The organism is Lacrimispora sp. (assembly GCF_032078915.1).
In the GTDB taxonomy this organism is placed as follows: Bacteria; Bacillota; Clostridia; order Lachnospirales; family Lachnospiraceae; genus Lacrimispora.
The window spans coordinates 1-25,679 of the sequence record NZ_DAMAUN010000014.1 but is presented as its reverse complement, the minus strand read 5'-3'; the positions used below and the strand labels follow the sequence as shown (position 1 = coordinate 25,679).

The window sequence follows — 25,679 nt, the reverse complement described above, 5'->3', positions numbered from 1 at the left end:
TTTTCAGTATAATCACAGCTTACTTAATATCCAATAAATTTAGGTTTAACTCTTCTGCCTGCGATTTGTTCTATTGCATAAGCTGTGTTTAATAGTTCTTCATCAGTTTGAGCGATGATATTTATACCAAAAGGCATTCCATCATTATATAGCCCGCAGGGTACTGTAATCGCAGGTAAACCTGTATATTGAACAATTGGGTGATCTTTAAATACAATACACACATTTACATCCTTTAGCTGATCTTTCATATATAGTTTAGTGAACTCTATATCTTTTAACGTATCCAGATAAATAGATTCTGTCATTTCACCAGAGGTATTATTCTGGGCATCTTCTAATAATGTTTGACCATATCTTAATGTTTCTTCTTTATGAATATTGTTAAATTCAATTATTTCCTTTAAATTTTTTATTTTATAATCCAGTGGTAACTCAGCTAAATATTGATTCATAGCATGCTTAAACTCATACTTCTTAATATTATCCATCTTTTTATTAGGAATTGTTTCGAGATGTATTCGTTTTAAGATCGCCCCAGCTTCCTTTAACTTATCTAAAACGCCATTAGCCTTCTTTTCTTCTTCCTGCGACATATTATCTATGGCAGATTGATCAATTCCTATTACAGTACCTTTAAGATTTGTTTTTTCTGCAAAATGTATTTTATTAGCTGATATTTCATTAAAAATAATGATTGCATCTTTAACAGTTCTTGTCATGGGACCAACCATATCAAGAGAAAAGCTTATCGGTATAATGCCTTTTATGCTCAAATTACCCTTACCTGGACGATACCCTACAATACCATTCTTTAAACCGGGGGATATGATAGAGCCAGAGGTATCCGTACCCAAAGCTGCCGTACATAAATTAGCTGCTACTGCAACTCCTGAACCGGTGCTAGAACCTGCCGGGTTTTCACCTAAAACGTATGGTGATTTTACAATTCCTCCTTTGGAGCTATATCCGTTTGGCATTCCTTTCGTCATATAATTGGCAAATTCAGTCATATTTGTTTTGCCAAGAATAACAGCACCTTTTTTTCTCAAAATTTTAACAATCTCAGCGTCCGTTTCTGGACTTGAATCTGCCAATGCCAGTGACCCTGCGGATGTGTGCAAGCAATCTGCTGTATTTATATTATCTTTTAAAAGAATAGGTACCCCATAAAGCAAACCAGAATCATCATTATTTCTTTCATCAAGCTCCTCTGCTATTGTTATAACATCAGAATTTATCTCAAGAATAGAATTTAATCCATTAAAACCTTTGTCGTAAGAGTCAATTTGCTCTAAATATTGTGAAACAATCTCTTTTATAGAGAAAGTCTTATTTTTTATTATCTTACTTAATTCAGTTATTGTTATTTCGCTTAAATTTATTTTGGCTGCCATATTAATCTCCTGCATCTATTTGACATTCTCTCATGTATCAATAATAGTTTTATCTTTACTATTATCTTCCTATATATTTCGATTTATTCATAGTAATGTCAGCAGATAAGTACTATAAAGCTTATTTCTTCCCAAGTGTTTTACGATTTTGTATTTATTCTGAATATCTCATCCAACACTCTGCCGTCACAAGGTCCAAAATCAATGCCGAGAATTGCTGCAATCGTAGGAGCTATATCTACCATCTGGATTTCTTCCAACTGGTATTCTTTCTTAATACAATTTCCTGATACTACAAAGCAACATCGATACTCTGGTTTCTCTGGTGAATACCCATGAGTTGCATACTTTCTATTCTCTTTCTCCAAGTCAGTCACAAGGAACCCGGTAAGACTGTCATCAAAACAGTAACCAGTCTTTGCTTCCAGCATATACCCCGAAACCGGGAACGCATGAAAACGTTCCAGTTCTTCTCTGGTATAGATCCTCTCAATACCTAAATTCTTATCTTCTGCCGCTTTTAGAAGAATCTGTAGTGCACGCTGCTTCGCTTCCTCGTCATTTTCCTTTAAGTGCAAATAGGCAGACCCTCCTGTAGATTGTATATAGGCTCTCCAAAACATTTTCCCTTTTTCTTCATAAATAAGGCCTTCTTCTTTTAACAATTGATTCAGCTTTACCTTGTACCTTACAGTTTTCTGCCCATGATCTCCCAACACCAGAAAAACCGTTTCCTCAAAAATGCCTGCCTCCCGAACTGCCTCGATAATCTTACCGATTCGTTCATCCATCCGGATCAGAACCTTGTCGATCTCAGGACTGTCTGTCCCATAATGATGCTTCGCATCGTCCAGTTCAATGAAATGCATCATCAGAAGTTCCGGTTTTTTTCTTAAAATGGTGTCTTTTCCGCACATAGCTGTAAAATCATCCAGGTAAGGCTGTTCAATCCCTTTTCTTGATTTTCCATATTTTTTCTCAAGCCCCATGCAAAAAAATGGACTTCCATTTTTTAAGATCTTAAGAGATTGATTCTCACGTCCGATTGCCTTTATCTCCGGAAGATTATAGCGAATGGAGGCCTTTCCGGTAACAGGCCACAGGATTCCGGCTGATTTCATTTCACAATTTCTCAAAGCATCATACACAGCAGGTGCCTTGATATCCTTTTTAAACCAGAACCACGCCTGTTCTTCTTCATCAATGAAAGGCTGGAGAGGGGTATTATGGTAGATTCCATGCTTATCCGGATAAACTCCGGTCACCATAGTGGTATGCACTACATAGGTAAGAGTCGGATAGACGCTTTTTAATTTTGTACTGAATGCTCCGCTTTTTATTAATCGGGAAAGGTTGGGAAGCCGACTTGCCTTTTGCCAGTTATCTTCAGAAAATGCATCATAGGAGATCACTACCAAATGCTTTGCTTTTCCTTTGCTCATTTTTCCAGCTCCATCATCTTTCATCTTATTTATCTTATTTCCATTGCTCCCTTAAAACTTACCCCCTGAATCATTTACTATATTGTATCATATTACTTAGGAATTTGTAACTATTCCGTTTGGCTTCGTGGTCATGATACGGTAACGCTCTATATCTTTTGGTAATTTATCAGCAAATGACAAAATCACACAACTTTTGTTTTGACATATTTAGTTATCTATTAACAAGGTTCCATAATAATATTCACATATTCTATCCAAAGAAATGTATTCCCCCGATCCTACAATTTTCTGGCCTTAATGGCAAAAGCCGTTGGCAACATTAATGCTTTTCTGCCAAAATCATTATCTGATGCCATTGCTTTTTCTTTGTCAGTTTCTTCAATAAGTTCTTCAACAATAAAACCATTTCCGGCTAAAGAGTTAATATATGTACTCATCTTACGATTAGAGAGCATAATTTCTTTGTCGCTCATATCACCACAATACCATTCTTCATTAAAATAAGAATTACTAAAAACAAGTTTGCCATCTTCAACTGATACACATTTATGAATAGGATGTGACCAACCGAAAACGAACACTCCATCTTTTTTCAAATAAGAATGAATGCGCTTAAAGGTTTTGTCCAAGCTTGTTGTCCAACCAATTCCATAAACGGAATAAACCAAATCGAAATAATCAATTGGTAATCCACATTCATCCTCCATAGGTGAACAAATTAGTTTAGCACTGATTCCCTGGGTTTGAAGATAATTTTCAGTTCTTTCAATTTGATTTTCAGATATATCTAATCCCCATAAATCAGTTGCCCCTAAATCTGCAACATATCTTAAGGAGTGACCATTACCGCAGCCGATTTCGAGCACACTTTTATCTGACAAATCTCCAAGTAAGTTCAACTTCTCCTCTGATGGTAAATAACCTCCCCACTTTGGTAACGCTGTTACACCCAAAAACTCACTACCTATTGTATTCCAAAACTCCATATTAGTTTTATGGGCTTCGCTCACATTCATATCAATATTAGCCACCTTACCTAAAACTTTACCACCGACAATGTTCTTTTTCATTTTCTCCGATTCTTCTATAAGCTTCATTATATTTTCCTCTGCTTTCTTTTTGTAGTCTGCATCGGTCAGCTTTTCTCCTGAAAATAGCTCGTTAAGATTGATTTTGAGAATTTCACAAATCGGCATCATAAGGGACAATTCAGGCATTCCGTTTCCACATTCCCATTTACTTACAGTTTTATTGCTAATTCCAAGAGTATCAGCTAATTCACACTGAGTCAAATTCTGCTGTTTTCTCATTTTTGCAATAAATCTTCCGATTTTAACTTGATTCAAACCGACACCGCCTTTCTTTGAGGATATTATATTTCAATCACTCATAAAATCACACCCACGAATCGTAGAATTTATATAGAAATTACTATAGAAAGCTTTTCAATTAGCTACAATCCTAAAATGCTTCGACGCTTCCGAAATCGCCTTTTCTTTCTCCTCCAGACACTGTGGTCGTCTTGCCTCCTCTGACATAAATGGCTTTTGATTCAACACTTGTTGCATCCAACTCGCCCAAATCCAAGTCAGCTTCAATTCTATCTTTTGGTTTTTATTGGGACAACAGAATAACCGTCTCCATATGTCTCGACGTTACAATAATGATGCCAGAAAGTATGGTTATCCATTGGCAGAAGCCTTACCCTTTTCGATATGTACATTACTAATGCTTTAAAATTATCTCCCAAATCAAAATCACACTAAGAAAGCAAGGTTCCGATTATTATCTTTGCCTTGCTCTCTTAGTGAACTAAATCTTATTTTGTCTTTTGAGATACAAAGTGTCTTGTACCAATTACTAATCTCGCCTCTTATCCGGTTCCAGTGCCCCCGTTGGACGTCTTCCGATATTCTCATATTGCCATGAAGCCCAAACAGGTATGTTCTCACGACAACCTCTCGCCTCACATTATGAATACGTATTTTGAGTTGCTGGAAAGCTCCTTGCAATAAGTAAATCCTAGCTCCTTGAAATCCTTGAGACCATTCAGATCAGAGATATTATTCTCTGCCATGAACCGCACCATATCACCACGAGCCATCTTAGATATTGTTCCCTTTTGCTTCACTTTCCCTTCCACTAGCTCACCAAACTCAATCGTAATAAATCGATCCTTCGGTGTGATATATTTCTCGATGCATTGTGAGTATTCCTTAGAAGCCAAGTTAAGGATAATTCTGTCATCGTCCACTAGACTATGATACAACCGTTCTCCCCAGAAATCATATAAATCTTTACAATCATTCACGGATAGCTTTGCCTGCATTTCTAGTCGATATGGCGTTACCCCATCAAAGGGCTTGAGTACACCATAGAAGCCTGACAAAACCCGCAAATGATCTGATAGGTACGAAAGTGCCCTAGTTGTAAGCACTTTCGGAGCCATATGCTGATACTGCAAGCCCTCATATGCTATTACTGCCGGTGTTAGTCTATGCATCAAATCCATATCTTTGAAGCGCTTATAGTTTAATTCTGCCAATTTATCATTGCATTTCCACAAAGCTTTTCCCTCTGATAAGGACAAGGCCTTCATTTCATGCATCAATATTTTAGCATCATTAATAAATCCGGGCATTCCGGTAACCTCAATGGAATCCGCATCCTCAATCATCTTCTTTGCCGGAGAAATTATTATCTTCATATCCTAAAATTGCGCCAGCATTTGTGCCGGATTCTCCTCTGCCTTCACTTTGCCAAAAGCATTTAGAATTATTCCATCTTCATCGATGAGATATGTGGTTCGAACCACTCCCATGCTAACCTTACCATAATTCATTTTTTCCTGCCAGACACCATATGCCTGAATACAGGTAAGTTTCGTATCAAAAAGCAATGTAAATGGTAGTCCATACTTTTCCTCGAATTTTTTATGAGATGCCACACTGTCTTTACTCATCCCAAGAACCACAGCTCCCTTTTCCTGAAACTGCGGATACAACTTTCCAAAGTTGCAAGCCTGCTTGGCGCAGCCCGGAGTATTGTCCTTTGGATAGAAATATAAAATAACCTTCCTACCCTTGTACTCCTCCAACGTGTGCATCAATCCATTCTGATCCGAAAATGAAAATGCTGGTGCTTTTGTTCCTGCCTGTACCATATAATCTTACCTCCTGATTCTTCTGTTAAGCATTAAATCCTTCTATTCCGCCTTTTTAGTATTCATTTCACTATTACAACTTCCATCAATTCCTATACTTCTATATCACTATGCCATCGCAGTGGTCGATTTCATGTTGTATAATCTGTGCAATCCATCCGGAATACTTCTGGCACTGTTTATTGAAATTAATATCCTGAAACTCTACCTCGATATCCATATATCTGGTGGTCTTGCGAACTCCAACCAAAGAAAGACAGCCTTCCTCCGTCTCGTACGCACCAGACTTCTTCACAATCACCGGATTAATCATAGCAATATTAGCAAAACCCATATTCACTGCTATTATTCTCTTCTTGACACCAATCATGTTAGCCGCCAGTCCTACACAACCTACTTCATTCGCTTTTAAAGTATCAAGCAAATCCCGAACCACCTGCTTGTCCGCTTCCGTTGCCGGTTCTGACTTCTGACTCAGAAAAATGACATCCTTCATTACTGATCTAATCATTACAAACCTTCTTTCATTTGCTCAAGATAGTTGTATTTCAGAGCATTCTACCCCCAAGACATTAACGTATATTTACCCTACGGTACAATTACACTAATGCCTATCTTTATTTGCTGTATTATTTACTTATCCGTTTTAATATGTCAAATTGGTTAACTTTTCTGTACTTCTGCCTCAGGCTTTCTGCAACAGAGTATTACCTCCACATGTGTTGAGGCAGTAATGCAGATTCCTGAAAGACGCATTTTGGCCTTGGCGTAGACATTAAATTGACTAATACTTATAGAAAAAAAGAGACCCGTTGGCGCCTTGAGCTTATCTACTTGCATTTACTTATTGCTCCAATGGGTTACCAACCAATTTAATGACTCCTGCAAAGATGCAACCGTTTTTGTTTCAATCACACACCTGCAATGATTACGCCTGACAATATTAAGCTTTTCAAGTAAATTAATATTTCCTTCACCGAAAATTAGGTGATAATTTTTCTGTATTACTGACAGTTCTCCCATTTATCATAAGCGAAATTCAGTTCTTTTTCCATAGTTTCTTTTTTTAAGAATAGTTCCTGTAAATATTCGAAATTGGAATTATTATTATTTATCTCTTGTTCCAATGCTTTTAATGCAGTTTCTATGGCTTCAATCTCATTCTCAAGAATATCTGACTTTTGCGTATTCAACTTCCTGGATTTGTTATCCGTTCTGCTGTATTGATTCACTTCTACCCCAATGGAAGGCTTTTTTTCATATGGCTTTTGGGACTGTTCCTTCCTATAACGCTTATCATCTTCATAAACCTTTAACAAGTTGCTTAGACCCCTAGCCTTTTCGTTTGACTGGTCCTCAAATTTTCCCGCCTTTTGCAATTCTTCCTGATAATACGTATAATCTCCCGGATAAGTAATAAGATGGTTATTTTCAAATGAGATGATTTTACCTGCAACTTTATTTATAAAATACCGGTCATGGGATACAAATAGCAGGGTTCCTTCAAATGCGGTTAAAGTTTCCTCCAGCACTTCCCTGGAATCAATATCCAAATGATTGGTAGGCTCATCCAGAATCATAAAATTCACTTTTTCAAAGGTTAAAGAACATAACCTTAACCGGCTCTTCTCCCCACCGGATAAGAATCTTATTTTCTTATGGACATCATCTTTAAAGAATAATACTCTTGCTAGCTGGCTTCTGGCAGCTTCATAAGTAATATTGTGAAGACCAGAAAAGTACTCAAGTATGGTCTGCTCTTCATCTTCAAAAACAACCTGTTGAGGCAGATAACCGATTTTAACCTGAGCACCAATTTTTACCGTACCGTAATCTGGTTTTAATTCTCCTAATATCAGCTTAAGCAGGGTAGATTTGCCGCAGCCGTTTTTCCCGATAATGCAGGCACTATCCTGATAATAAACTTTCATATCAATGTCTTTTAGTAATACCGTATCACCAAAACTTTTACTTAAGTGTTTGGTTTCTAATACCATTTTTCCGGAACGGTTTGCGCTATCCTGATTAAGGCGCACCTTCCTGCCTTCAAGGACCGGTTTATCCAATACTTCAATCTTTTCCAGACGTTTTTCCAACTCCTTTGCCCGTTTAAACATCGTTTCACTGTCTCTCATATTTCCCCAGATACGGTAACGCTCAATCTGTTTTTCCATCTGTTCGATCTTTTTCTGCTGGTTGATATAATTCCTATAGTCAATTAAGAACCGTCTCTCTTTTTCCAGTACATAATAACTATAATTCCCCATGTAAATATTAGCCCGGCTAAACTCTAACTCCACGATTTTCATAGCAACATTATCCAGAAAATATCTGTCATGGGATATAATCAGAACAGAACCTTTATAATCCTTTAAAAAGCCCTCCAGCCATTCTGTGGTTTCTAAGTCCAGATGGTTGGTAGGTTCGTCAAGAAGCAGAATATCTGGCTCCTCAAGAAGTATCTTCGCCAAAATCACTCTGGTTTTTTCTCCGCCGCTTAAACTGTGAAATGGCAGTTGCTTTAAAATATCATTAATTTTAAGTCCTTCTGTAATCTTGTTAATCTTCGTTTCCAGCTCATATCCACCGGCTATCTCATACTCCTCCGCGAGCCGTCCGTAACTTAACAGCGCTTTTTCAAGCTTCTCACCCGAAGAAGTCTGAAACACCCCTTCAAGCTCTGATAACCGTCTCTTCAAATCAAAGACTTTTTGAAAAGCCATGCGGATTACATCAATCGCTTTGGTATCCTCACTGTAAACAGGTATCTGATTTAAATACCCTACCTTAATCCCTTTACGAAGATTTACCTCTCCTGCCTGATAATCTTCTGAAACCTCCTCCCCATACGAAGCTTCCCCAACCTGCACTTGCCCGGTATCCTCAAACCGCCCTTGTAAATTTAAGTTACTTTCCTTAAACCTGCCCATAATAATCTTCATAATTGTAGTCTTCCCACACCCATTCTTACCAATTAACCCAATCCTCTCCCCAGTTTTCACCTCAAAGCATATCGTTTCAAATATCTTGTTCGCTCCATAAAATTTCGTTAAATTATTAATACTTAATTCTATCATGACTCTACCTGACCTTTCTTATAATTAAACTCTGACATTACACTTTACTTAAAAATGAACGAAAAAAAACCAAAGCCAATAAGCTTTGGGTTGCTAATTTTTAATTATCACCGTAATATCAAATGATATTAATCTGAATACTCCAAAAACCTTATATGGTTAACTTTGAATCTATTAAATTTGGACGCACTTCTAGCCTTAACTTGAAATATTGCGATCATAATAGATTCCAATTTTACCCATTTAAGTATCGAGTTCATATTTGTTATTACCTTTCCTAGTTTAAAGATACTATATTTCCTTTATAATAAGCGAAAACACATATCCCGTCAAGGTGTTTTTCTGGTTTTTTCTGTTCTATACATGGGGGGCAATATATGGTATTAATAAAACAAATATAAAGCAAAAGTCTATTAAGATACTCCATATTCCCCCACGCTTAATTCTCCAATGACTCACCGTGATACTATTTCTGTTGTTTGAACTAACCATTCCGAGTTTGAAATTAATAAACGGAATACTATAATCCTTGAAGCCAATTTTCACAAAGTTTTGGCCAGATTGCTACCGTAGGTTCAGCCTCACCTAATCCTAAACCATGGGGACCTTGGGAGAATCATGCAGTTCAAGCAAGGTATGCTTTTTTTCCATATTATTCTCCAACTCCACAACTTTATCTCTAATTGATGTTAATTAATTTATTTTCTATTCCAACCTTTTAAGTAACCTATTTTACCACAGGTATCACTTCCCATATTTTTGATAAGAAAATTATACCACCTGGTAGATGCAATCAGATACCTCAAAAATCATTGAGAAATAAGAATGTGCCAAGATTAAAAGAGAATGTGCCATTTCGAATTTTCTCCACAGTTACGTTAATATGTGTGTACAGAGGTCATACACATATTTTCACAAGATAATGAAACCTAAAAAAACAGACTCCCAGAACATTATGTAAAAATTCTGGGAGTCAATACTTTTTCAATATATTCTATGCATTTGCTTTGATTACATCTGTTTAAGATGTAAATCTTTATCGGCATAAGCAGAAATTCAAACCACTATTTTCAAGTAACATCAATTCCTTAGAAATTAATTAATTGTAGCTACCTTTTATTTTACCATATAGAGGCTATAGCGCACATTATCGTTTGTTATTTTGTGCGACAAATTTCGACGCAAATCTCACAATGCTCGGTCGCTGGAAACAAATCCACACCCCATCCCATTTTCGCCTCATACCCTTTCTTTTTAAAATACTCCAAATCCCTTGCCAGCGTCTCCGGCCCGCAAGACACATAAACAACCTTATCCGGTTTCATTTTCGCTACGGAATCAATAAATTCCTCCGTGCTTCCGCTCCTAGGCGGATCCATAAACACTACATCCACATGCTCTCCGTTTTCCGCCATATTTACCATAAATTTTCCCGCATCATTACAGAAGAACTTGACATTCTTAATACCGTTGATCTTGGCATTTTCCACTGCATCCCTTACAGCATCCCGGTTTAGCTCAACCCCAATAACCTCCTTTGCATACTTGCTGGCAACGATACCTATGGTACCAATCCCGCAATAAGCATCAACTACTCGTTCCTTACCAGTGAGCCCTGCGGCCTTAATGGCTTTATTATAGAGAATCTCCGTTTGCACCGGATTTACCTGATAAAAAGATTTGGAAGAAATATGGAAACGGCAGCCACACAGAATGTCCTCAATGTATCCTTTCCCATACAGCACATGTTCCTTATCTCCCAGCACCATGCTTGTTTCCCTGCCGTTTACATTCTGTATAATTGTAGTGATCTCCGGATGTTTCTCCCTCAGCGCTTTCACAAAATTATTCTTGGAAGGAAAAATCGGTGAGGCGGTCACCAGAACAACCATGACCTCTCCTGTGGTAAATCCCCTTCGTATCAGTACGTGACGCAATAATCCATACCCCGAATCCTCATCATAGGTACGTATCTTAAAGGACTTCAACATACCTCGAATAGTCCCGATAATCTCATCCGCCTTCTGGTCCTCGATCATACAGTTTTCTACCGGAACAACTCTATGGGAGTTCGCCTCATATACGCCTGAGACCGGATTTCCTTTTTTGTCATGGTCAAATACTGCATGAACCTTATTGCGATAATGATTAGGATTCTCCATCCCAATAATCGGCGCAACGTGGCAATATGGCTTCAGCAATTTTTCCAGATATTTCTGTTTCTGTTCCAACTGTTTTTCATAAGGCATGTCCAAAAGCTGACAACCTCCGCATATACGGGATACCGGACATTTGGATGAGGATCTTTTTTCTCTACTTGTCCTATTAGGCATATTTCCACTATGCCCTTTCTTACTGCCAATACTACTGTCGTTCCTGCTGTTGTTCCTACTGTCAGCGCTATAGCCGTTCCTGCCGCCGTTCCTGCTATCAGTGCCATAGCCGTTCTTGCCGCTGTCCCTGCTGTCAGTGCTATAGCCGTTCTTGCTGCTGTCCCTGCGGTCAGTGCTATAGCCGTTCCTGCCGCTGTTCCTGCGGTCAGTGCTATAGCCGTTCTTGCCGCTGTTCCTGCTGTCAGTGCCATAGCCATTCCTACCGCTGTTCCTGCTGTCAGTGCCATAGCCATTCCTGCCGCTGTTCCTGCTGTCAGTGCCATAGTCATTCCTACCACTGTTCCTGCTGTCAGTGCTATAGCTGTTCCTACCACTGTTCCTGCTGTCAGTGCCATAGCCAGTCCTGCCTCTGTCCCTGCTGTCAGTGCTATAGCCAGTCCTGCCTCTGTCCCTGCTGTCAGTGCCATAGCCAGTCCTACCGCTGTCCCTGCTGTCAGTGCCATAGTCATTCCTGCCGCTGTTCCTACTATTGGACTTACTGCCGCCCGCGTTGTTGCCGTTCCTGCTGTCGATGTTGTTACTGTTCCTACCGCCATTCCTACTATCAGCCTTACTTACGCTTTTGCTGCCAATGCTGTTGCTGTTCCTACCACCGTCCCTACTATCGGTTTTACTGACGCTTCTGCTGCTGATACTATTACCGTTCCTACGATCGGTCTTACTGTCGTTCCTGCTGTCAGTGCTGTTGCCGTTCCTACCGCTATTCCTACGATCGTTCTTACTACCGCTCCTGCTGCCGATGCTGTTACCATTCCTACTGCCATTCCTACGATCGGTCTTACTGTCAGTCTTACTATCGCTCTTACTGTCGCTACTGCCACCCATGCTACTGCCATTCCTACGATCGGTCTTACTATCAGTCTTACTATCTCTCTTACTATCGCTCCTACCACCCATGCTGCTACCGTTCCTACTGCCATTCCTACTATCGGTCTTACTACCGCTCCAGCCGCTTTCCTTACCCTTTTTCCCCTCTATCTTCCTATTATCACTGCCTTTTGCCATTCTATCACTTCTGAATTTCTCTTTCTTCAACCGGTTATCTATCATATATGCAATCTACCTTCCTATTTTTAAACTCACCTATCTTTAAACTCTTCCTATTATTAATCTCTTTCAAATCTTTAATCCATTCCTAATTTAATCCCTTTACATAATAAAATCCCGGCCTCCTCAAAAAATACTTCCAATCCTACCTTTCCGCCGGGTCTTTAGCTTCCATTTTTATTCTCATCTATTATAATACATCTCCACCTCCAAAACCACTAAATACTTCCACACATTCAAGAAATACTTGAATTTTTTCTCCTCTCATATATAATAAATCATAAAAAGACAAAAGGAAGTGCAACTCATGGTTCATACAAACGATACCTTTTACCTGGATGAAACCCTTTATAATGGGCGTCCCAATGATTTAACCGGACGTCTTCCCAAGGAAGTCCGCACCTATGACCTACTGGATAAACTAAATATATCCTATCAGCGTGTAGATCACTCCCCACTCCCAACCATAGAAGCCTGCCGGGAGGTTGATGCGCTGTTAAAAATAGAAATCTGCAAAAATTTATTTCTCCGCAATGCTCAGAAAACTGATTTCTATCTCCTGCTGCTGCCTGGCGAAAAGAAGTTCCGTACTGCTGCCCTTTCTAAGCAAATCGGCTCGGCCAGACTCTCTTTTGCAGAACCGGAATTCATGGAAGAATTCCTGGATATCACCCCCGGTTCTGTTTCAGTCCTTGGGCTTATGAACGATAAAAACCGCCGTGTCAGGCTGCTGATTGACAAGGATGTGCTATCTCAGGAATTCTTTGGCTGCCACCCCTGCATAAATACCTCCAGCTTAAAGTTTAAAACCGAGGATCTTCTGGATAAGTTTCTCCCAGCAATCCAATGTGAATACACACTGGTAGATTTACCCTCCGAGCAGGAATAGCATAAATAAAATGGGACAGGATAAACATCTCCTGCCCCATTTTACCTTTCCATTCTATATAATCCATCACCATAATTCCTAAATCATCAATCACCATAATTCCCAAATCATCAATCTTCATAAAAAAAAGCAATCCGGTTTTTTCCATTCTGTTTTGCCTGATACATGGCCTGGTCCGCTTTGGAAAACAGCTTTTGATAATCCTCCCCGCGCTTTCCGGTGCTGGGAGCAATTCCAATGCTGACAGAAACGTGCCACTTTTCTTCCGGTATGATCTTTTCTACTCGATCCAACAGATTGTCCGCTCTTTCCTGGACGTTATCTTTGGTTGTAAAAACAACAAACTCATCTCCGCCTGCCCTGCCCACCAGATCCGGATCCGGATAAATATCACAGAGCATTCCGCCTACCTGCATCAGGATCCGGTCGCCGGCCAGATGGCCGAAGCAGTCATTGATTTCCTTGAAATTATCTATATCGATCATGCAGAGCCAACCTGGTCCGCCGGACTTTAATTTCTCTTCTACCCGGTATTTAAAGGCCATTTTATTGTATAAACCGGTGAGTCCATCCTTTAAGGACTGGAGTAACAGTTGCTCTTCCCTTGCCTTAAGTCCGGTAATATCCTGAAGCTTTCCAATAAGCTTGACCGGGCTTTCTGTCTGATCCTCCCATTGAGCAGTTAGCTTGCAACTGCACCAGTGATATGGTTCCCCCGATTTTCCCAGACAGAATTCAAACGAACGGATCTCTCCATCTTGGGGGGCATTGCTTCTATGCTTAATAAGAATACGTTCAAAATTCAGCAAATCTATCTGTCCTTTGGCGTTTGGTGACAGATATAGTCTCTTATCTACATAAGAATATTCAAATAAAACCGTATCTTTAAATAAGTTTATATTTCTGTACAATTGCTCCGTCTCATCATAACGGAAGAACTCATGCTCGTTCACCGAATTCCACCTTTCGAACCGCCTTCCTGAATTACCTGCCATGATCCTTCCCCCTGTACCTGCCGGAATCATTCATCCCGCTTCTTTTCCATTCGTATAAGGTATATGATAACGCTTTTCATCCGTATATGCAACCTGTTTTTCTGCCATTATTACGCATACAATACGTAGCATCTGCGCAGAATATCCTTTATGATTAACCTAGAGGTGATAATGTTGGATGAACAGTTTGTCAGGAATCGAATCACGGAGCTTCGCTTGAAAAAAAATATCTCAGAATATCAAATGAGCCTGGATTTGGGAAAAAATAAGAGCTATATCCAGGGAATTTCTTCAGGACGTTCCATGCCATCTATGAAACAATTTTTTGAAATCTGCGATTATCTTGAAATTACTCCCATAGAATTTTTTAAAACGGAAAGAAAAGATCAGCCTCTTTTAAGGGAAGCCGCTGCGTTGATGAGAAACTTAAGCAAAGAAGATCTGGAAGCGGTTTTTCCCATATTATTGCGGCTTAAAGCAAACGCGGACAATCAAAAAAAGGCAGAACCATAATCTACGGTTCTGCCTGGTTATATTATCTAAATAGTTCTTGTATTCTCTTTCAGCCACACTGCTTCCTCTCCTGTAAAATACGGGGAAAGGGCTTCATAAACGGCTTTGTGATAATCATTTAACAGCTTCACATCATGTTCGGTCATAATGGAGGGATCAATGGCTTCCAGATCAATAGGAACCATGGTCAGGAATTCAAATTCCATAAATTGTCCATACTCATTCTCTTCCGCCTTCTTACTAACGATCAGATTCTCTGTACGGACGCCGTGACTGCCCTCAATATATACTCCAGGCTCGTCAGAAGTGATCATGCCTTCCTCCAGAACACCGTTATCCTGGCGCTCCGGTACCATGCGCCACCGGATCCCATTGGGTCGCTCATGGACATTTAGCAGATATCCTACTCCATGACCGGTCCCGTGGTCATAATTAATGCCACGGCTCCAGAACGGTTCCCTTGCTACATAGTCCAGGGTCAGTCCCCGGCATCCGTATAGGAATTTCACCGCTCCCAGGCGCAGCATGCTGATAACAGTAAGAGTAAAATGCTCTCTCTCTTTCTCTGTCAGCGGCCCTACTGCAATGGTTCTGGTCACATCAGTCGTTCCTTCATAATACTGTCCGCCTGAATCCACCAGATAAAGCCCTCTAGGCTCTATCTTCACATCACTTTCCGCTGTGGCCTTATAATGGCACATCGCTGCATTGGCGCCATAGGCGGAAATCGTATCAAAGCTCAGTCCCAGGTTCGCCTCCTGTTCGGAACGCAGATGATCCAGATACTCCTGGGCGCTGACCTCTGTGATCGTTTCTTTTCCCACATTCTGTTTCAGCCAATAGATGAATTTTACCATGGCTACGCCATCCTTAATGTGAGCTTTTCTCATATTTTCCACTTCCACCGGATTCTTCATGGCTTTTGAAAGGGCGGTGGGGTTCATTTTATCAATGATGCGGTTGGAGCTGTCAAGATTTTTTACAATGGCATAATTGGTCTTACCTGTTTCTACTAGAACCTTCTGATCTCTTAACTGTGAAACTGCTGTGTAAATGTCATTGTAAGGGCATATTGTTACAGAAAGATCCTTTAAGTAAGCTTTCACTTCATCCTTTAACACCTTTTCATTGATGAAAAGATAGACACGGTCCAGGGTTATCATTGCATAGGAAAGAACTACCGGATTGCATTCCACATCATTTCCGCGGATATTTAAAAGCCATGCAATGTCATCCAGAGATGTAAGGATATGAATGGTTGCCTTTTCCTTCTTCATCTGGCTTCTTAATTCTTCTATTTTTAGTGCAGAAGATTTTCCGCTGTATTTTTCCTCAAGGATCCATACCGGTTCCGCCGACTGTTTCGGACGTTCTTTCCACAAAACATCCACCAGGTCTTCCTGATAAGCCAGGGTCACATGTTTTTCGGCCAGAAGCTTTTCTAAGTCCTGCCCCAGCTGGCAGTTTACCACCCGTCCGTCAAACCCCAGACAGCCGCCTTCCAAAAGCACCTGATCCAGATATTCCCCGATCTCAGGAACTCCATGCTGTCCCATTCTCTGCAGGGTGATTCCGGTCCCCTCAAGCTGCTTGCCTGCTTGTACAAAATAACGGCCATCGGTCCATAAACCTGCTTCATCTTTCGTAATTACAGCCGTACCAGCTGATCCGCTGAATCCGGTTATAAATTCCCTGCATTTAAAATATTCTCCCACATACTCGGATTCATGAAAATCCGAGGTTGGGATCATATAAGCATCCATATGGTGCTCCGCCATCAGTTTTCTTAACTGTTCCAGTCTTTCCTGAATCATCGCTTTATCTCTCCTTTGGTTTCATAATAATTTTCTATAGCAGCACCGATTCCTTCGCTGTAGGTAGGATGTGCGCGCATGGCAAGCATAAGCTGTTCTGCTGTCAGACCGTTCGCAATAGCCGTCGCCATCTCACTGATCATATCGGTTGCCCTGGGACATACGATCTGGGCTCCCACAAGAGTACCGGAATATTCTTCAAATACCAGATGGATAAATCCATTCTGCTCCCTGGCTATAATGGATTTTCCGTTTCCGCTCATGGAATAGCGTCCGCATCTCACCTTCATGCTGCAGGCGATAGCCGCCTCCCTGGTAAGCCCTACAGAGGCGATTTCCGGTTCCGTATAAATGCAGCTCGGTACCACAGGGAGCTTGACAAACATACCGTTGGGCACCACAGAAAGCCGTGTAGTATGTTCAACTCCTGCAATCTTTTCTATTACATATGTCCCCTGTGCGGCCGCCACATGGGCAAGCTTGATGTCAGCCACTACATCACCGATGGCATAAATCCCCGGCTCACTGGTCCTGAATTCTGAATCTACTTTCAGATGGCCATTTTCCATCTCAAGATTCACATCCGGTCCCATCAGTCCATCCAGATAAGGAGCCCGTCCGGCTGCCATGAGGACCTGTCCGGAGCGGATGGTTTGTTCTACTCCATTCACTTCAAAGATACAAGTCAGTCCTTGATTGGACTCCTCCCGGATCTCCTTAACATTTGCCCTGCAATGGATCGCGATTCCTTTTCTTTTAAGTTCCTCTTCCAGGGCCTGGGATACTTCTGAGTCCATAGGCCCTAATAAATGGGCTTTGCTCTCCAATATAGTCACGTGGGAACAGAGGGCGCTGAAAATGGTGGCAAACTCCACCCCGATCACCCCGCCGCCAATGATCGTGAGGCGGTCGTAATTCCATGTATCAGAAGCTAACAGGCGGTCACTGGTCAACACCCCGGGAAGGTCCGCTCCCGGAATCTTTAGCATTACCGATTTTGCCCCGGTGGCAATGATGATGTGATCTGCCTCATAATAATCCTTGCCTTCCAGGCCGTTCACCTCTACGGTCCGCCCCCGGCGTATGGTTGCTGTTCCGCAAATGATGTCTATCCCAGCTGTTTTAACTAGCTCCTCCACTTCCTTGCGATACGCTTTTACAGAACGTTTTTTATAATTCTGCATCTTTTTAAAATCAAAAGAAATAAAATCTGTGGATACCCCGAATTCATCGCTGTTTTGAAGAGTTTCAAAAATACTGGAGGCATGAAGCAAGGCCTTTGTAGGAATACAGCCTTTGTTAATACAGGTTCCTCCCAGTCTCTCCTTCTCTACAATGGCGGTCTTAAGTCCCAGACCAGCGGCTTTTATAGCAGCTGTATATCCGCCTGGACCTCCGCCGATCACAAGTATATCGTAATGTTCTGCCATTTTTAATCCTCCTGCCGGATCATTCCATAATGGAGGCAGGCATTTTTAATTCCCTCTTGATCAATAGGATCCGTGACGTAATCGGCCGCTTTCTTTAATTCAGTCATGGCATTGCCCATGGCAATTCCCTTGCCTGCTATTTTAATGATATCATAGTCATTCATGCTGTCTCCAAATGCTATTGTATCCGTAAGAGGTATTTTATAATATTCGCAGAGCCTCATCAGGCCCATGGCTTTTGAAGCCTTCCGTTCCACCACATCTGCTCCCCGTTTATCAGCAAACATATGTACATGTATTTCCGGAAATTCCTCCTCCATGGCTTTTGCTCCAGCCTCATCTCCAATATAGGCCATGGTCCTCACTTCAAGCTCCATAAGCTTTTTGGGATCTTCAAATCTTCTTCCGCATTCTCCCCAAAGCGTTGCATCATGTCTTTTTACCACTTCGGGATTTACATAATAATCCCATTCCCCAACGGTAGTTCCAACGCTGTAAGGAGTTTTCTCCGCATAGGCCAGAATATTTCTCAGAAGTACCTTATCAAAAGTATGTTCATAAATAACCTTATCTCCCACAGTTACCTTCGTCCCATTGAGATGGATGACCGCATCCGGTCTTACCTCATCCCGGATTGCAGTGCTGAAAATAGAATCCATGTCTCTGCCTGTTGCTAGTACGATGGTATAATTTTCCCTCAATTTTTCAATGGTTTCCAAGGCACTGGCAGGAATTGTCCAGTCTTTATGGTCCAGCAGTGTCATATCTACATCAAAGCTTACAATTGGCTTCATCTATCTTCACCTATTTTTCTTCCTATATAATCGTCTCCTTACCATAATATATTAAATTTGAAATTTTTTCAAGAAATATACTTTACCAATCGGAAACTTTCTGCTATAATACCATATGTGTCAAGAAAACGGAGTATGGCGTAGCTTGGTAGCGCGCTCGGCTGGGGGCCGAGAGGTCGCAGGTTCAAATCCTGTTACTCCGATTGATATTCCTTCCCTCGATATCGCTTGATATTATCGGAAAATAAAACGACATTGCAGTCACCTCACTTCAGATCAAATCTTGTATTTAAAAAGCAGCCGAAAAGGCTGCTTTAATTGTTTTCTATATAAAAAAGTGTTATTAGATTATTCACTGATCTAGCATGCTCCAATCGCAAAGGGATTCATTTTGTGTAATCCTGCGAAGCTCATCTCTCACTTCCATCAACGCAAATCCCAATAGGTTTTGTCCGCGCCATTTCAACGGGTTCTGTGCATCAGAGGAGTCAGCAGAGAGTCGAATTCCCCATATCGCATCATAAGGGCTTGCTTCCACCAAAACACTGTCGCCAGTCGATAGCAAAAAGTCCCTTAAAGCTCGGTTCTGGTAGAATTTGCACCAGTTTCCATTAAGTACAATGGAATATTTGGTCTTATCCCATAGCGCTTGATCAAAACCTCGGACTTTTCGTCCAAGCGTCTTAATTTGATTGGGATTTTGAATCTCAATAATCTGTTGCCCTATTTCCTTGTCTCCAAACAGTTTTGCTTTCTGTTCCATCATAAATTGTTCCATGCAACAGTAGTTCTGAGCTAAAGAGCAGAATTCCTCTATCCACCATTGACTGAAACAGCTTTTGGTGATACTTCCATCTTTTGACGGTTGGTGCCCCCAAAACAGGCATAAGTCATGCCGCTTACCATTGGCAACCTTCTGTTGGAGTTGTGTTAGAGTATATTTAGGCACTCCAAGTTGCTGCCATAAGGGAATATTAAATTCTTCATGTGTTAGTACTTGATTGGTATCATCATCTTCCCACCAGCCTTTCCAAGTGACTGGTTCTGGAAATAAGGTCTGGTACTCCGTTCGTTCTTCTTGGGAAAGGGTATCCCACCAAGTGGAAAATCGAATCATGTAATCCTCTCCATAACCCATGCGCCAACCAATTGAGTATCGTTCAATCTTTGGGTAAGCCAGCCAAGGAGGAGGCATTATTTTATTACCTTTTTTTATATGCATTTTCTATCGTCCCTTCTAATTGGAGGCTAGTGAAAAACCCTTACCTTAACATCAGCCTCCGATGTCATATTATTATTATTTTATCACAATTCTGAGAGCATGAAAATATCTTCTTTTTTCTCACTTCTTCTTTGAAATATCTCTCTCAAGCCGTATTTTCATAAAAAACTGTTTTACTCGTAATAAAAAAGCAACCACCGTTTTAGATAGTTGCTTCTATATAATCACCTTATTACTCTTCGCTTCAATATTCTCTGAATTCTCTACTCTGTACACAGGTATAGACATGTATGTTCTGACTTCTGCTAAATAGATCGGGCAGTACGCCTATGAGCATTAACCTATTCCATCTGTTTCCAGTATTTTGATAGAAAGCCAAATGTTACGATAGGATTTATCAAACCGGATAATGAGGTTATAATACCTACATCATGTATTGCCACATTTAGAACTATTATAATTATTGTAAAAACTACAATGGCATAAAAAGCAATCTTTCTTTTCTTAATTAACAACAGTATATAAGCTGCGCAGACAGCGGCACCTATAACAGCCAAATCAAAAAATCCCAACGTACAATTGACAATTAAAGCAAGTGTGCTTAAAACGATACAGATGATGCTCCAAATTTTAATACCTTTACCAAATACTAATGTTTCTTCATTCATCTTATCACCTCACATTTCCTTTTATAATACTACATATTTATAATCGACCTTATCGATATATTCTTAAGGTTTTAAAAAAGAAAAGAAGCCAAGTGTTTTGCACCGTTTCTGAATTGACGATAAGCGGTTCAAATCAGCATTTTATTTTTCTTTCACCATAACCGCTGTTCCACCAAATTTATCAGTTAATTCAAACTCCGGAACAGTCAATTAATAGCAGCGTTACAAATTCTAGCAGCGTTGCCATTGGTATCTTCTTGGCTAATAGCTCAGTCGATTAGAGCGCCTGTCTGCTAAACAGGATGTCGTAGGTTCAATTCCTACTTAGCCAGCTACCGTATTTTACGGAAATACATATTAAGAAAGAAGGTTTTTACAATCGTAGAAATTACAAAATCAGAAAGTGCTGAGCTGCATCGATTAGGATATTCATTTGGTAGTGAAGGTAACCTGCATCACACTTACAGCCAGTACAAGAAATATTATGTAACTGAATCCAGAAATCAATTGCACATTTAAATAAGATTAGAAAGTCTAAAAATATTAGACAAGTAAAATAATTCGGAAGAGTAAATACACTCTTCTATTTATTGTTTGAGGAACGGCGCTTTATTGTTAATTAAAATATTTTTTAAAGCAAACGTAGTTTCGTCACTGATAAGATGCTCCATTTTACAAGCATCTTCACTCGCTATCCGCTCATTAACATTACAACAGGTAACTAAGAATTGTTTTATTAGTTGAAATTTAGATATAATGATTTTCCCTTGGTTATACCCTTCATCTGTGAGATAGATTTCCCCACGTAAAGGTTTAATAACTAATCCTTCCTTTTGCAATATGGTCACAGCATTATTAACACTTGGTTTAGAAACTCCTAAATAGACAGCAAGATCAATTGAGCGTACTGCTTGTTCTGTTTCGGATAACTTATATATAGCTTTTAAATAATTTTCCTTTGAAGGACTAAGTTTTTTTCTTGAATGACAATGCATATTCTGATACACCGCTGTCCATCCCCCTTTTACGATAATCATACGCAAAATGTGTATGGTTTCCTTACTCTTTGATATAATGATTTATTCATCTTGCTTTTTTAAAAGTTCTTCAATTTTATTATTTTCCTCCACGTTGTCAATAGGATTGTATTGTTGAAGCATTGAATATGCATATGGATAAAAACCAAGGGGAGCATACGAAGCAAAGGAATTATAAATAGCACCGAAAATCCTCTCGTTAGTTTGAAGCATTTGTCTATATCTCCGCTCATTAGTTTCAATATTATCAGTAGTAATATCTGCTTCTGATATTCTTTTCTTTTTCATGTTAGTTACTCCTAACCTAATTATAATAAAAATGTGTATAGTTACCATACACTTGTGCAAAAATTTTATTCAACAATATTTTCATCGAAATTTTCAATCCTGCTTATAAGGGATAACAAGAAGCTTGACAAAAAATTCAATTCAGACTCAGTGGCATTTTGCAGCTCAGTTTCCACGACACCATTTAAAATAGCATGGTAATGCATATGGATTTTATGAGCTTTTTCCCCTTTTTTCGATAGGCTCAGTGAATATCTAGATAAATTCAGCTCATCAACTTCCTTTATAACCAGAGCCTTTCTCTCCAGTTTTTTGATTATTTCCGAAACAGCCCCTTTTGTCACGCCTAGAATATCCGCCAGACCACCCACGTGAATGCATGGATGTTCGTATATCGCCTTTATTACATGTATTTCAGAGTGAAAAATTGGCACATCCGTTCCATAGTAACGTGTCTTTTTATCTAGTTCCATTAGAGCAAACGCCAAATCTAAAGATTCATATGCAATTTTATGTTTGTTGTTTTTAATCTCTTCCATATTAATAGTATATGGTTGCTATACACTTTTGTCAAGCACCTTTTGCTTCGCTATTTTTATAGTGAAATCGGAGGAGATATATCAAACGGCATTTTATTATCCCGCATAGAATAAGGAATCTTACGTTTTCATAATGCACTTGACTCATATGATACGACAATCTATAAATCCGTGCTTTCATTTAGAAATTAAATATTGTAACTATTAACATGCACCACTGTCCTTACGGTTAGTGTTTATTTTATTAATTAGAAAGGTGGTGTGTGTAAATAGCACAAGAAAAATATAATAGATGCGTTGCTTCTATTGCGCAGTCTGAAAATACGGCAATTCCAAAACTCTAGCTAAATAAGAACGAAGCACCAAATTTCTATAAGTGTCTTACTTGTGGAGCAAGATATTTGAAGTCAGATAAGTTTGTACACGACACTATTGACTCCTTTCCATTATTCTATTATACTAATTTTGAAGACAAGCTTGAAGACAGATGATACACACGTCAAAAAAAGCTTGAATTTACAGTTTTTTGTACGGGATAACAGTTCAGATCCTGTTACTCGGATTGACAATATACTTAAGAATGCCGGTTTTCCTTATTATTTTATAAGGTTTCCGGTTTTTTTTGTATCATGATTGCGCATATTACCTGCGCATTTCCTAAGGCTCTATGCCGCAATTGGTTTATAAAATTAGGAGGTATGTTTTATGAGTTATCAATATCTTGACATGGAACATTATCTGCGAAAAGATCAATTTAACCTTTTCCGCAAATTCGCTTACCCATACGTAGGTATGACTGTAAATTTGGACATTACATATTTTATGAGCGCCATGAAAGAAAAGGAACTGCCCTTTTATTTGACATTCCTTTATGCGTCCGCCCAGGCAGCCAACTCTATCCCGGAATTCCGCCACCGCATTCATGGAGATGGAATCATCGAATATGACCATTGCATTCCTTCCTATACTCTGGCCTTAGAAGGCGAAAACTATTGTTACTGCACCGCAGACGACCGGCTGCCCTTTGACGCCTATCTAAAGGATGGGAAGCAGCGGCAGGAAATGGCCAGACAATCCCAGTCTCTTTCAGACGGGAAAGACGAAGATCAGCTCTTTTACTTTTCCAGCCTTCCATGGGTGAGCTATACGTCTATCATTCAACCAGTTCCGATTCCTGCAGACAGCAATCCCCGTATTACCTGGGGGAAGTATTTTAAGTCAGAGGGAAATTTAAAGATACCGGTATCAATCCTGGCTAATCATGCCCTCATGGATGGATACCACGTATCAAAGTTTTTTATGGAGCTTCAAAGCAGGTGCGATCAACTGGATTGGCTGCTGTAAAATCTTCAAATTTATGAAAGAATTTCGCTTGCCTTTTTTCAGGTTTTCAGTTACAATGCTCCTATGGAGACATAGCTCAGCTGGGAGAGCATTTGCTTGACGTGTAAAGGGTCGCAGGTTCGAGCCCTGTTGTCTCCATTATTTTACCCTGGTAAATACAAGATTTCATTGTAAATACTAGGGTTTATTTTTATAATGTTGCTCATAAATGCTCCTTCCGGCCTCTCTGGCATAAAATAAGCCCCTTAAGGGACTGGTTTAAAAGCTTCTTTTCTACATCAAAATTTGCTGTTAGTGCTGATTATCTGCCATTTATTAAGGGAACTCACTAAAAAGTTCCCTTAATTCAAAATATACAATGAATTGAAATAACAGCTATCCTAAAATCCATTCATATATGCACTTTTGCCGCTCTCCTCTTTCGTACATCTCATTATATGGTGGTAAATTTACTATTTCTTTAAGTTTAAGTCCTGCCTTTTCGCAGGTTTTTCTGGATGGCAGGTTGTCTGGATTGCATGTTATAATAAGTCTATTCATCCCGTGTGCAACCGCTACATTTTTGATGATTTTACACGCCTTTGACGCATAACTATTTCCTCGATAACTTTCTTTAATCATATAGCCAATATGCCCCCCGTAGTACAAGTTTTCATTGTTCCCGATCCGAATGTCAATAGAACCTATGTCATCGTCTGATTTATGTAATGTAATTCTGTATTTATATACAGGTACATAGCCCTTTTCCTCATTAGATGGTGCTTTTTCTTCAATCTTTAAATCAATTTCTCCATCGGTCAAATAATCAAAATCTTGGAACTCAAACATATAGATTCCCCCTTAACTGAATGCACAACAATTATTTCATGTTATTATACATCATATAGTTTCATTATTCCAATTATTAATATTCTTTCTTAGAATGATTAAGAAGCATTAAGGGATGCATTAATTTTTTCATATGATTAGGTAAATAGCATGAAAGAAGAGATAGTTCTACCATCTATTGACCGCTTGTTTTTATCTCTATACCTTTTCCAAATATGAATCTTAAGGCTAACATTACGATATGACTTATCGCAATGTGATATTATTGATTGATGAAACTATATGTCTTTGTTACATGGACCGAATCAAAAAAGAGCATTGACAGACAAGCGGGCAATTTATTTATTATATAGAATTAAAGCATAGTAAATAATAATATATAACGGAGGTTTTATTATGCACGCATGGGAATCAATCCAAAAGGTACTTGATCACATTGAAGACAATTTAGCACAAAGCTATTCGCCGGAAGAGCTTTCAAAGATTGCCGCTCTTTCGCCATTCTATTTTCAACGCCTGTTTACCCGCCTTGTGAAGCGTCCTGTAAATGAGTACGTTAAAATGCGCAAGCTTGCAAGGGCATGTGAAACGCTCGATGATAAGGGCAGGCGCATACTGGATATTGCCCTTGAATATGGCTTTCATAGCCATGAGCATTTTACAAAAACATTCAAAAGCGCATTTGGAATAACGCCAGAGGAATACCGCAATAATCCAGTTCGGTTGAATCAGATTATGAAGCCTGATTTATTGCTCGGCTATACAATGATTGACGAAGATGTACCGCTGATTACTG

At 39.6% G+C, this 25,679-nt stretch carries 23 protein-coding genes and 3 tRNA genes; 7 read left to right on the top strand and 19 right to left on the bottom strand.

Going from position 1 to position 25,679, the window contains the following annotated elements; genetic code table 11:
* Positions 1–23 precede the first annotated feature (23 nt).
* The 9 genes from RT269_RS07820 to RT269_RS07775 form a co-directional block, all read right to left on the bottom strand.
* A complete protein-coding gene (locus RT269_RS07820) occupies positions 24–1,397 on the bottom strand; it encodes an amidase family protein (protein WP_313181684.1) in 1,374 nt (457 codons plus the stop codon).
* 140 nt (positions 1,398–1,537) lie between these two features.
* The gene (locus RT269_RS07815; RefSeq protein WP_313181683.1) at positions 1,538–2,839 is read right to left on the bottom strand and encodes an alkaline phosphatase family protein; all 1,302 of its coding nucleotides are present in this window, start codon (positions 2,837–2,839) and stop codon (positions 1,538–1,540) included.
* Between the two features lie 281 nt (positions 2,840–3,120).
* The gene (locus tag RT269_RS07810) at positions 3,121–4,188 is read right to left on the bottom strand and encodes a methyltransferase domain-containing protein (protein WP_313181681.1); all 1,068 of its coding nucleotides are present in this window, start codon (positions 4,186–4,188) and stop codon (positions 3,121–3,123) included.
* Between the two features lie 620 nt (positions 4,189–4,808).
* Positions 4,809–5,549, bottom strand: a complete 741-nt coding sequence (gene yaaA, locus RT269_RS07800; RefSeq protein ID WP_313181680.1) for a peroxide stress protein YaaA — start codon at positions 5,547–5,549, stop codon at positions 4,809–4,811.
* 3 nt (positions 5,550–5,552) lie between these two features.
* Entirely contained in the window at positions 5,553–6,005 is a 453-nt protein-coding gene (locus tag RT269_RS07795; RefSeq protein ID WP_313181678.1) for a peroxiredoxin, read from the bottom strand.
* 100 nt (positions 6,006–6,105) lie between these two features.
* The gene (locus tag RT269_RS07790) at positions 6,106–6,516 is read right to left on the bottom strand and encodes a peptide deformylase (RefSeq protein WP_313181677.1); all 411 of its coding nucleotides are present in this window, start codon (positions 6,514–6,516) and stop codon (positions 6,106–6,108) included.
* Between the two features lie 493 nt (positions 6,517–7,009).
* Positions 7,010–9,082: a ribosomal protection-like ABC-F family protein gene (gene abc-f, locus RT269_RS07785; RefSeq protein WP_313181676.1), complete on the bottom strand. Its 2,073-nt coding sequence runs from the start codon at positions 9,080–9,082 to the stop codon at positions 7,010–7,012.
* A 1,157-nt stretch (positions 9,083–10,239) separates the two neighbouring features.
* Positions 10,240–11,988: a 23S rRNA (uracil(1939)-C(5))-methyltransferase RlmD gene (gene rlmD / locus RT269_RS30195; RefSeq protein ID WP_313181752.1), complete on the bottom strand. Its 1,749-nt coding sequence runs from the start codon at positions 11,986–11,988 to the stop codon at positions 10,240–10,242.
* A 41-nt stretch (positions 11,989–12,029) separates the two neighbouring features.
* Complete coding sequence (locus RT269_RS07775) at positions 12,030–12,395, bottom strand: hypothetical protein (protein ID WP_313181756.1); 366 nt, start codon at positions 12,393–12,395, stop codon at positions 12,030–12,032.
* Positions 12,396–12,829: 434 nt separating this feature from the next.
* Here RT269_RS07775 and RT269_RS07770 point away from each other — a divergent pair, with 434 nt between their 5' ends.
* Positions 12,830–13,411, top strand: coding sequence for a prolyl-tRNA synthetase associated domain-containing protein (locus RT269_RS07770; RefSeq protein WP_313181675.1), 582 nt, complete (start codon positions 12,830–12,832; stop codon positions 13,409–13,411).
* 110 nt (positions 13,412–13,521) lie between these two features.
* On the opposite strand, the gene RT269_RS07765 is transcribed toward RT269_RS07770, so the two are convergent.
* Entirely contained in the window at positions 13,522–14,406 is an 885-nt protein-coding gene (locus tag RT269_RS07765) for a GGDEF domain-containing protein (protein WP_313181673.1), read from the bottom strand.
* A gap of 174 nt (positions 14,407–14,580) precedes the next feature.
* On the opposite strand from RT269_RS07765, the gene RT269_RS07760 reads away from it, so the two are divergent.
* Positions 14,581–14,919, top strand: coding sequence for a helix-turn-helix transcriptional regulator (locus RT269_RS07760; RefSeq protein ID WP_313181751.1), 339 nt, complete (start codon positions 14,581–14,583; stop codon positions 14,917–14,919).
* 26 nt (positions 14,920–14,945) lie between these two features.
* On the opposite strand, the gene RT269_RS07755 is transcribed toward RT269_RS07760, so the two are convergent.
* The 3 genes from RT269_RS07755 to RT269_RS07745 are packed head-to-tail and all read right to left on the bottom strand — an operon-like array spanning position 14,946 to position 18,957.
* The gene (locus tag RT269_RS07755) at positions 14,946–16,733 is read right to left on the bottom strand and encodes an aminopeptidase P family protein (RefSeq protein WP_313181672.1); all 1,788 of its coding nucleotides are present in this window, start codon (positions 16,731–16,733) and stop codon (positions 14,946–14,948) included.
* A complete protein-coding gene (gene lpdA / locus RT269_RS07750) occupies positions 16,730–18,163 on the bottom strand; it encodes a dihydrolipoyl dehydrogenase (RefSeq protein ID WP_313181671.1) in 1,434 nt (477 codons plus the stop codon). The genes RT269_RS07755 and lpdA overlap by 4 nt, the downstream gene beginning before the upstream one ends.
* A 2-nt stretch (positions 18,164–18,165) precedes the next feature.
* Positions 18,166–18,957: an HAD family hydrolase gene (locus RT269_RS07745; protein WP_313181670.1), complete on the bottom strand. Its 792-nt coding sequence runs from the start codon at positions 18,955–18,957 to the stop codon at positions 18,166–18,168.
* 129 nt (positions 18,958–19,086) lie between these two features.
* On the opposite strand from RT269_RS07745, the gene RT269_RS07740 reads away from it, so the two are divergent.
* Positions 19,087–19,160, top strand: a tRNA-Pro gene (locus tag RT269_RS07740).
* 149 nt (positions 19,161–19,309) lie between these two features.
* Here RT269_RS07740 and RT269_RS07735 read toward each other — a convergent pair.
* Positions 19,310–20,179 (bottom strand): NADAR family protein, encoded by an 870-nt coding sequence (locus RT269_RS07735; RefSeq protein WP_313181669.1) that lies wholly within the window; start codon positions 20,177–20,179, stop codon positions 19,310–19,312.
* A gap of 341 nt (positions 20,180–20,520) precedes the next feature.
* The gene (locus RT269_RS07730; RefSeq protein WP_313181668.1) at positions 20,521–20,847 is read right to left on the bottom strand and encodes a hypothetical protein; all 327 of its coding nucleotides are present in this window, start codon (positions 20,845–20,847) and stop codon (positions 20,521–20,523) included.
* Positions 20,848–21,105: 258 nt separating this feature from the next.
* Here RT269_RS07730 and RT269_RS07725 point away from each other — a divergent pair.
* Positions 21,106–21,179, top strand: a tRNA-Ser gene (locus RT269_RS07725).
* Positions 21,180–21,434: 255 nt separating this feature from the next.
* On the opposite strand, the gene RT269_RS07720 is transcribed toward RT269_RS07725, so the two are convergent.
* From RT269_RS07720 to RT269_RS07710, 3 genes are all read right to left on the bottom strand, one after another.
* Positions 21,435–21,854 carry a metal-dependent transcriptional regulator gene (locus RT269_RS07720; protein WP_313181667.1) on the bottom strand — a complete coding sequence of 140 codons (420 nt, stop codon included), beginning with the start codon at positions 21,852–21,854 and terminating at the stop codon, positions 21,435–21,437.
* Positions 21,855–21,926: 72 nt separating this feature from the next.
* Entirely contained in the window at positions 21,927–22,172 is a 246-nt protein-coding gene (locus RT269_RS07715) for a hypothetical protein (RefSeq protein ID WP_313181666.1), read from the bottom strand.
* A 65-nt stretch (positions 22,173–22,237) separates the two neighbouring features.
* The gene (locus RT269_RS07710; protein ID WP_313181665.1) at positions 22,238–22,711 is read right to left on the bottom strand and encodes a MarR family transcriptional regulator; all 474 of its coding nucleotides are present in this window, start codon (positions 22,709–22,711) and stop codon (positions 22,238–22,240) included.
* A 705-nt stretch (positions 22,712–23,416) separates the two neighbouring features.
* On the opposite strand from RT269_RS07710, the gene RT269_RS07705 reads away from it, so the two are divergent.
* A complete protein-coding gene (locus RT269_RS07705; RefSeq protein ID WP_313181664.1) occupies positions 23,417–24,055 on the top strand; it encodes a CatA-like O-acetyltransferase in 639 nt (212 codons plus the stop codon).
* Positions 24,056–24,120: 65 nt separating this feature from the next.
* Positions 24,121–24,193, top strand: a tRNA-Val gene (locus RT269_RS07700).
* A 237-nt stretch (positions 24,194–24,430) separates the two neighbouring features.
* Here the strand turns inward: RT269_RS07700 and RT269_RS07695 are convergent.
* Positions 24,431–24,883: a GNAT family N-acetyltransferase gene (locus tag RT269_RS07695; RefSeq protein ID WP_313181662.1), complete on the bottom strand. Its 453-nt coding sequence runs from the start codon at positions 24,881–24,883 to the stop codon at positions 24,431–24,433.
* Positions 24,884–25,279: 396 nt separating this feature from the next.
* Here RT269_RS07695 and RT269_RS07690 point away from each other — a divergent pair.
* A partial coding sequence (locus RT269_RS07690; protein WP_313181661.1) for a helix-turn-helix transcriptional regulator occupies positions 25,280–25,679 on the top strand: 400 nt, incomplete at its 3' end.

Bases quoted from the DNA above. Each gene is read 5' to 3' on its own strand.
- RT269_RS07745 (WP_313181670.1), bottom strand. From the start codon at position 18,957: ATGAAGCCAATTGTAAGCTTTGATGTAGATATGACACTGCTGGACCAT.
- RT269_RS07705 (WP_313181664.1), top strand. From the start codon at position 23,417: ATGAGTTATCAATATCTTGACATGGAACATTATCTGCGAAAAGATCAA.
- abc-f (WP_313181676.1), bottom strand. From the start codon at position 9,082: ATGATAGAATTAAGTATTAATAATTTAACGAAATTTTATGGAGCGAAC.
- RT269_RS07765 (WP_313181673.1), bottom strand. From the start codon at position 14,406: ATGGCAGGTAATTCAGGAAGGCGGTTCGAAAGGTGGAATTCGGTGAAC.
- RT269_RS07730 (WP_313181668.1), bottom strand. From the start codon at position 20,847: ATGAATGAAGAAACATTAGTATTTGGTAAAGGTATTAAAATTTGGAGC.
- RT269_RS07695 (WP_313181662.1), bottom strand. From the start codon at position 24,883: ATGTTTGAGTTCCAAGATTTTGATTATTTGACCGATGGAGAAATTGAT.
- RT269_RS07790 (WP_313181677.1), bottom strand. From the start codon at position 6,516: ATGATTAGATCAGTAATGAAGGATGTCATTTTTCTGAGTCAGAAGTCA.
- RT269_RS07770 (WP_313181675.1), top strand. From the start codon at position 12,830: ATGGTTCATACAAACGATACCTTTTACCTGGATGAAACCCTTTATAAT.
- RT269_RS07815 (WP_313181683.1), bottom strand. From the start codon at position 2,839: ATGAGCAAAGGAAAAGCAAAGCATTTGGTAGTGATCTCCTATGATGCA.
- RT269_RS07715 (WP_313181666.1), bottom strand. From the start codon at position 22,172: ATGAAAAAGAAAAGAATATCAGAAGCAGATATTACTACTGATAATATT.
- RT269_RS07795 (WP_313181678.1), bottom strand. From the start codon at position 6,005: ATGGTACAGGCAGGAACAAAAGCACCAGCATTTTCATTTTCGGATCAG.
- lpdA (WP_313181671.1), bottom strand. From the start codon at position 18,163: ATGGCAGAACATTACGATATACTTGTGATCGGCGGAGGTCCAGGCGGA.
- RT269_RS07735 (WP_313181669.1), bottom strand. From the start codon at position 20,179: ATGCATATAAAAAAAGGTAATAAAATAATGCCTCCTCCTTGGCTGGCT.
- RT269_RS07710 (WP_313181665.1), bottom strand. From the start codon at position 22,711: ATGGAAGAGATTAAAAACAACAAACATAAAATTGCATATGAATCTTTA.
- RT269_RS07755 (WP_313181672.1), bottom strand. From the start codon at position 16,733: ATGATTCAGGAAAGACTGGAACAGTTAAGAAAACTGATGGCGGAGCAC.
- RT269_RS07820 (WP_313181684.1), bottom strand. From the start codon at position 1,397: ATGGCAGCCAAAATAAATTTAAGCGAAATAACAATAACTGAATTAAGT.
- RT269_RS07775 (WP_313181756.1), bottom strand. From the start codon at position 12,395: ATGGCAGTAGGAACGGTAGCAGCATGGGTGGTAGGAGCGATAGTAAGA.
- yaaA (WP_313181680.1), bottom strand. From the start codon at position 5,549: ATGAAGATAATAATTTCTCCGGCAAAGAAGATGATTGAGGATGCGGAT.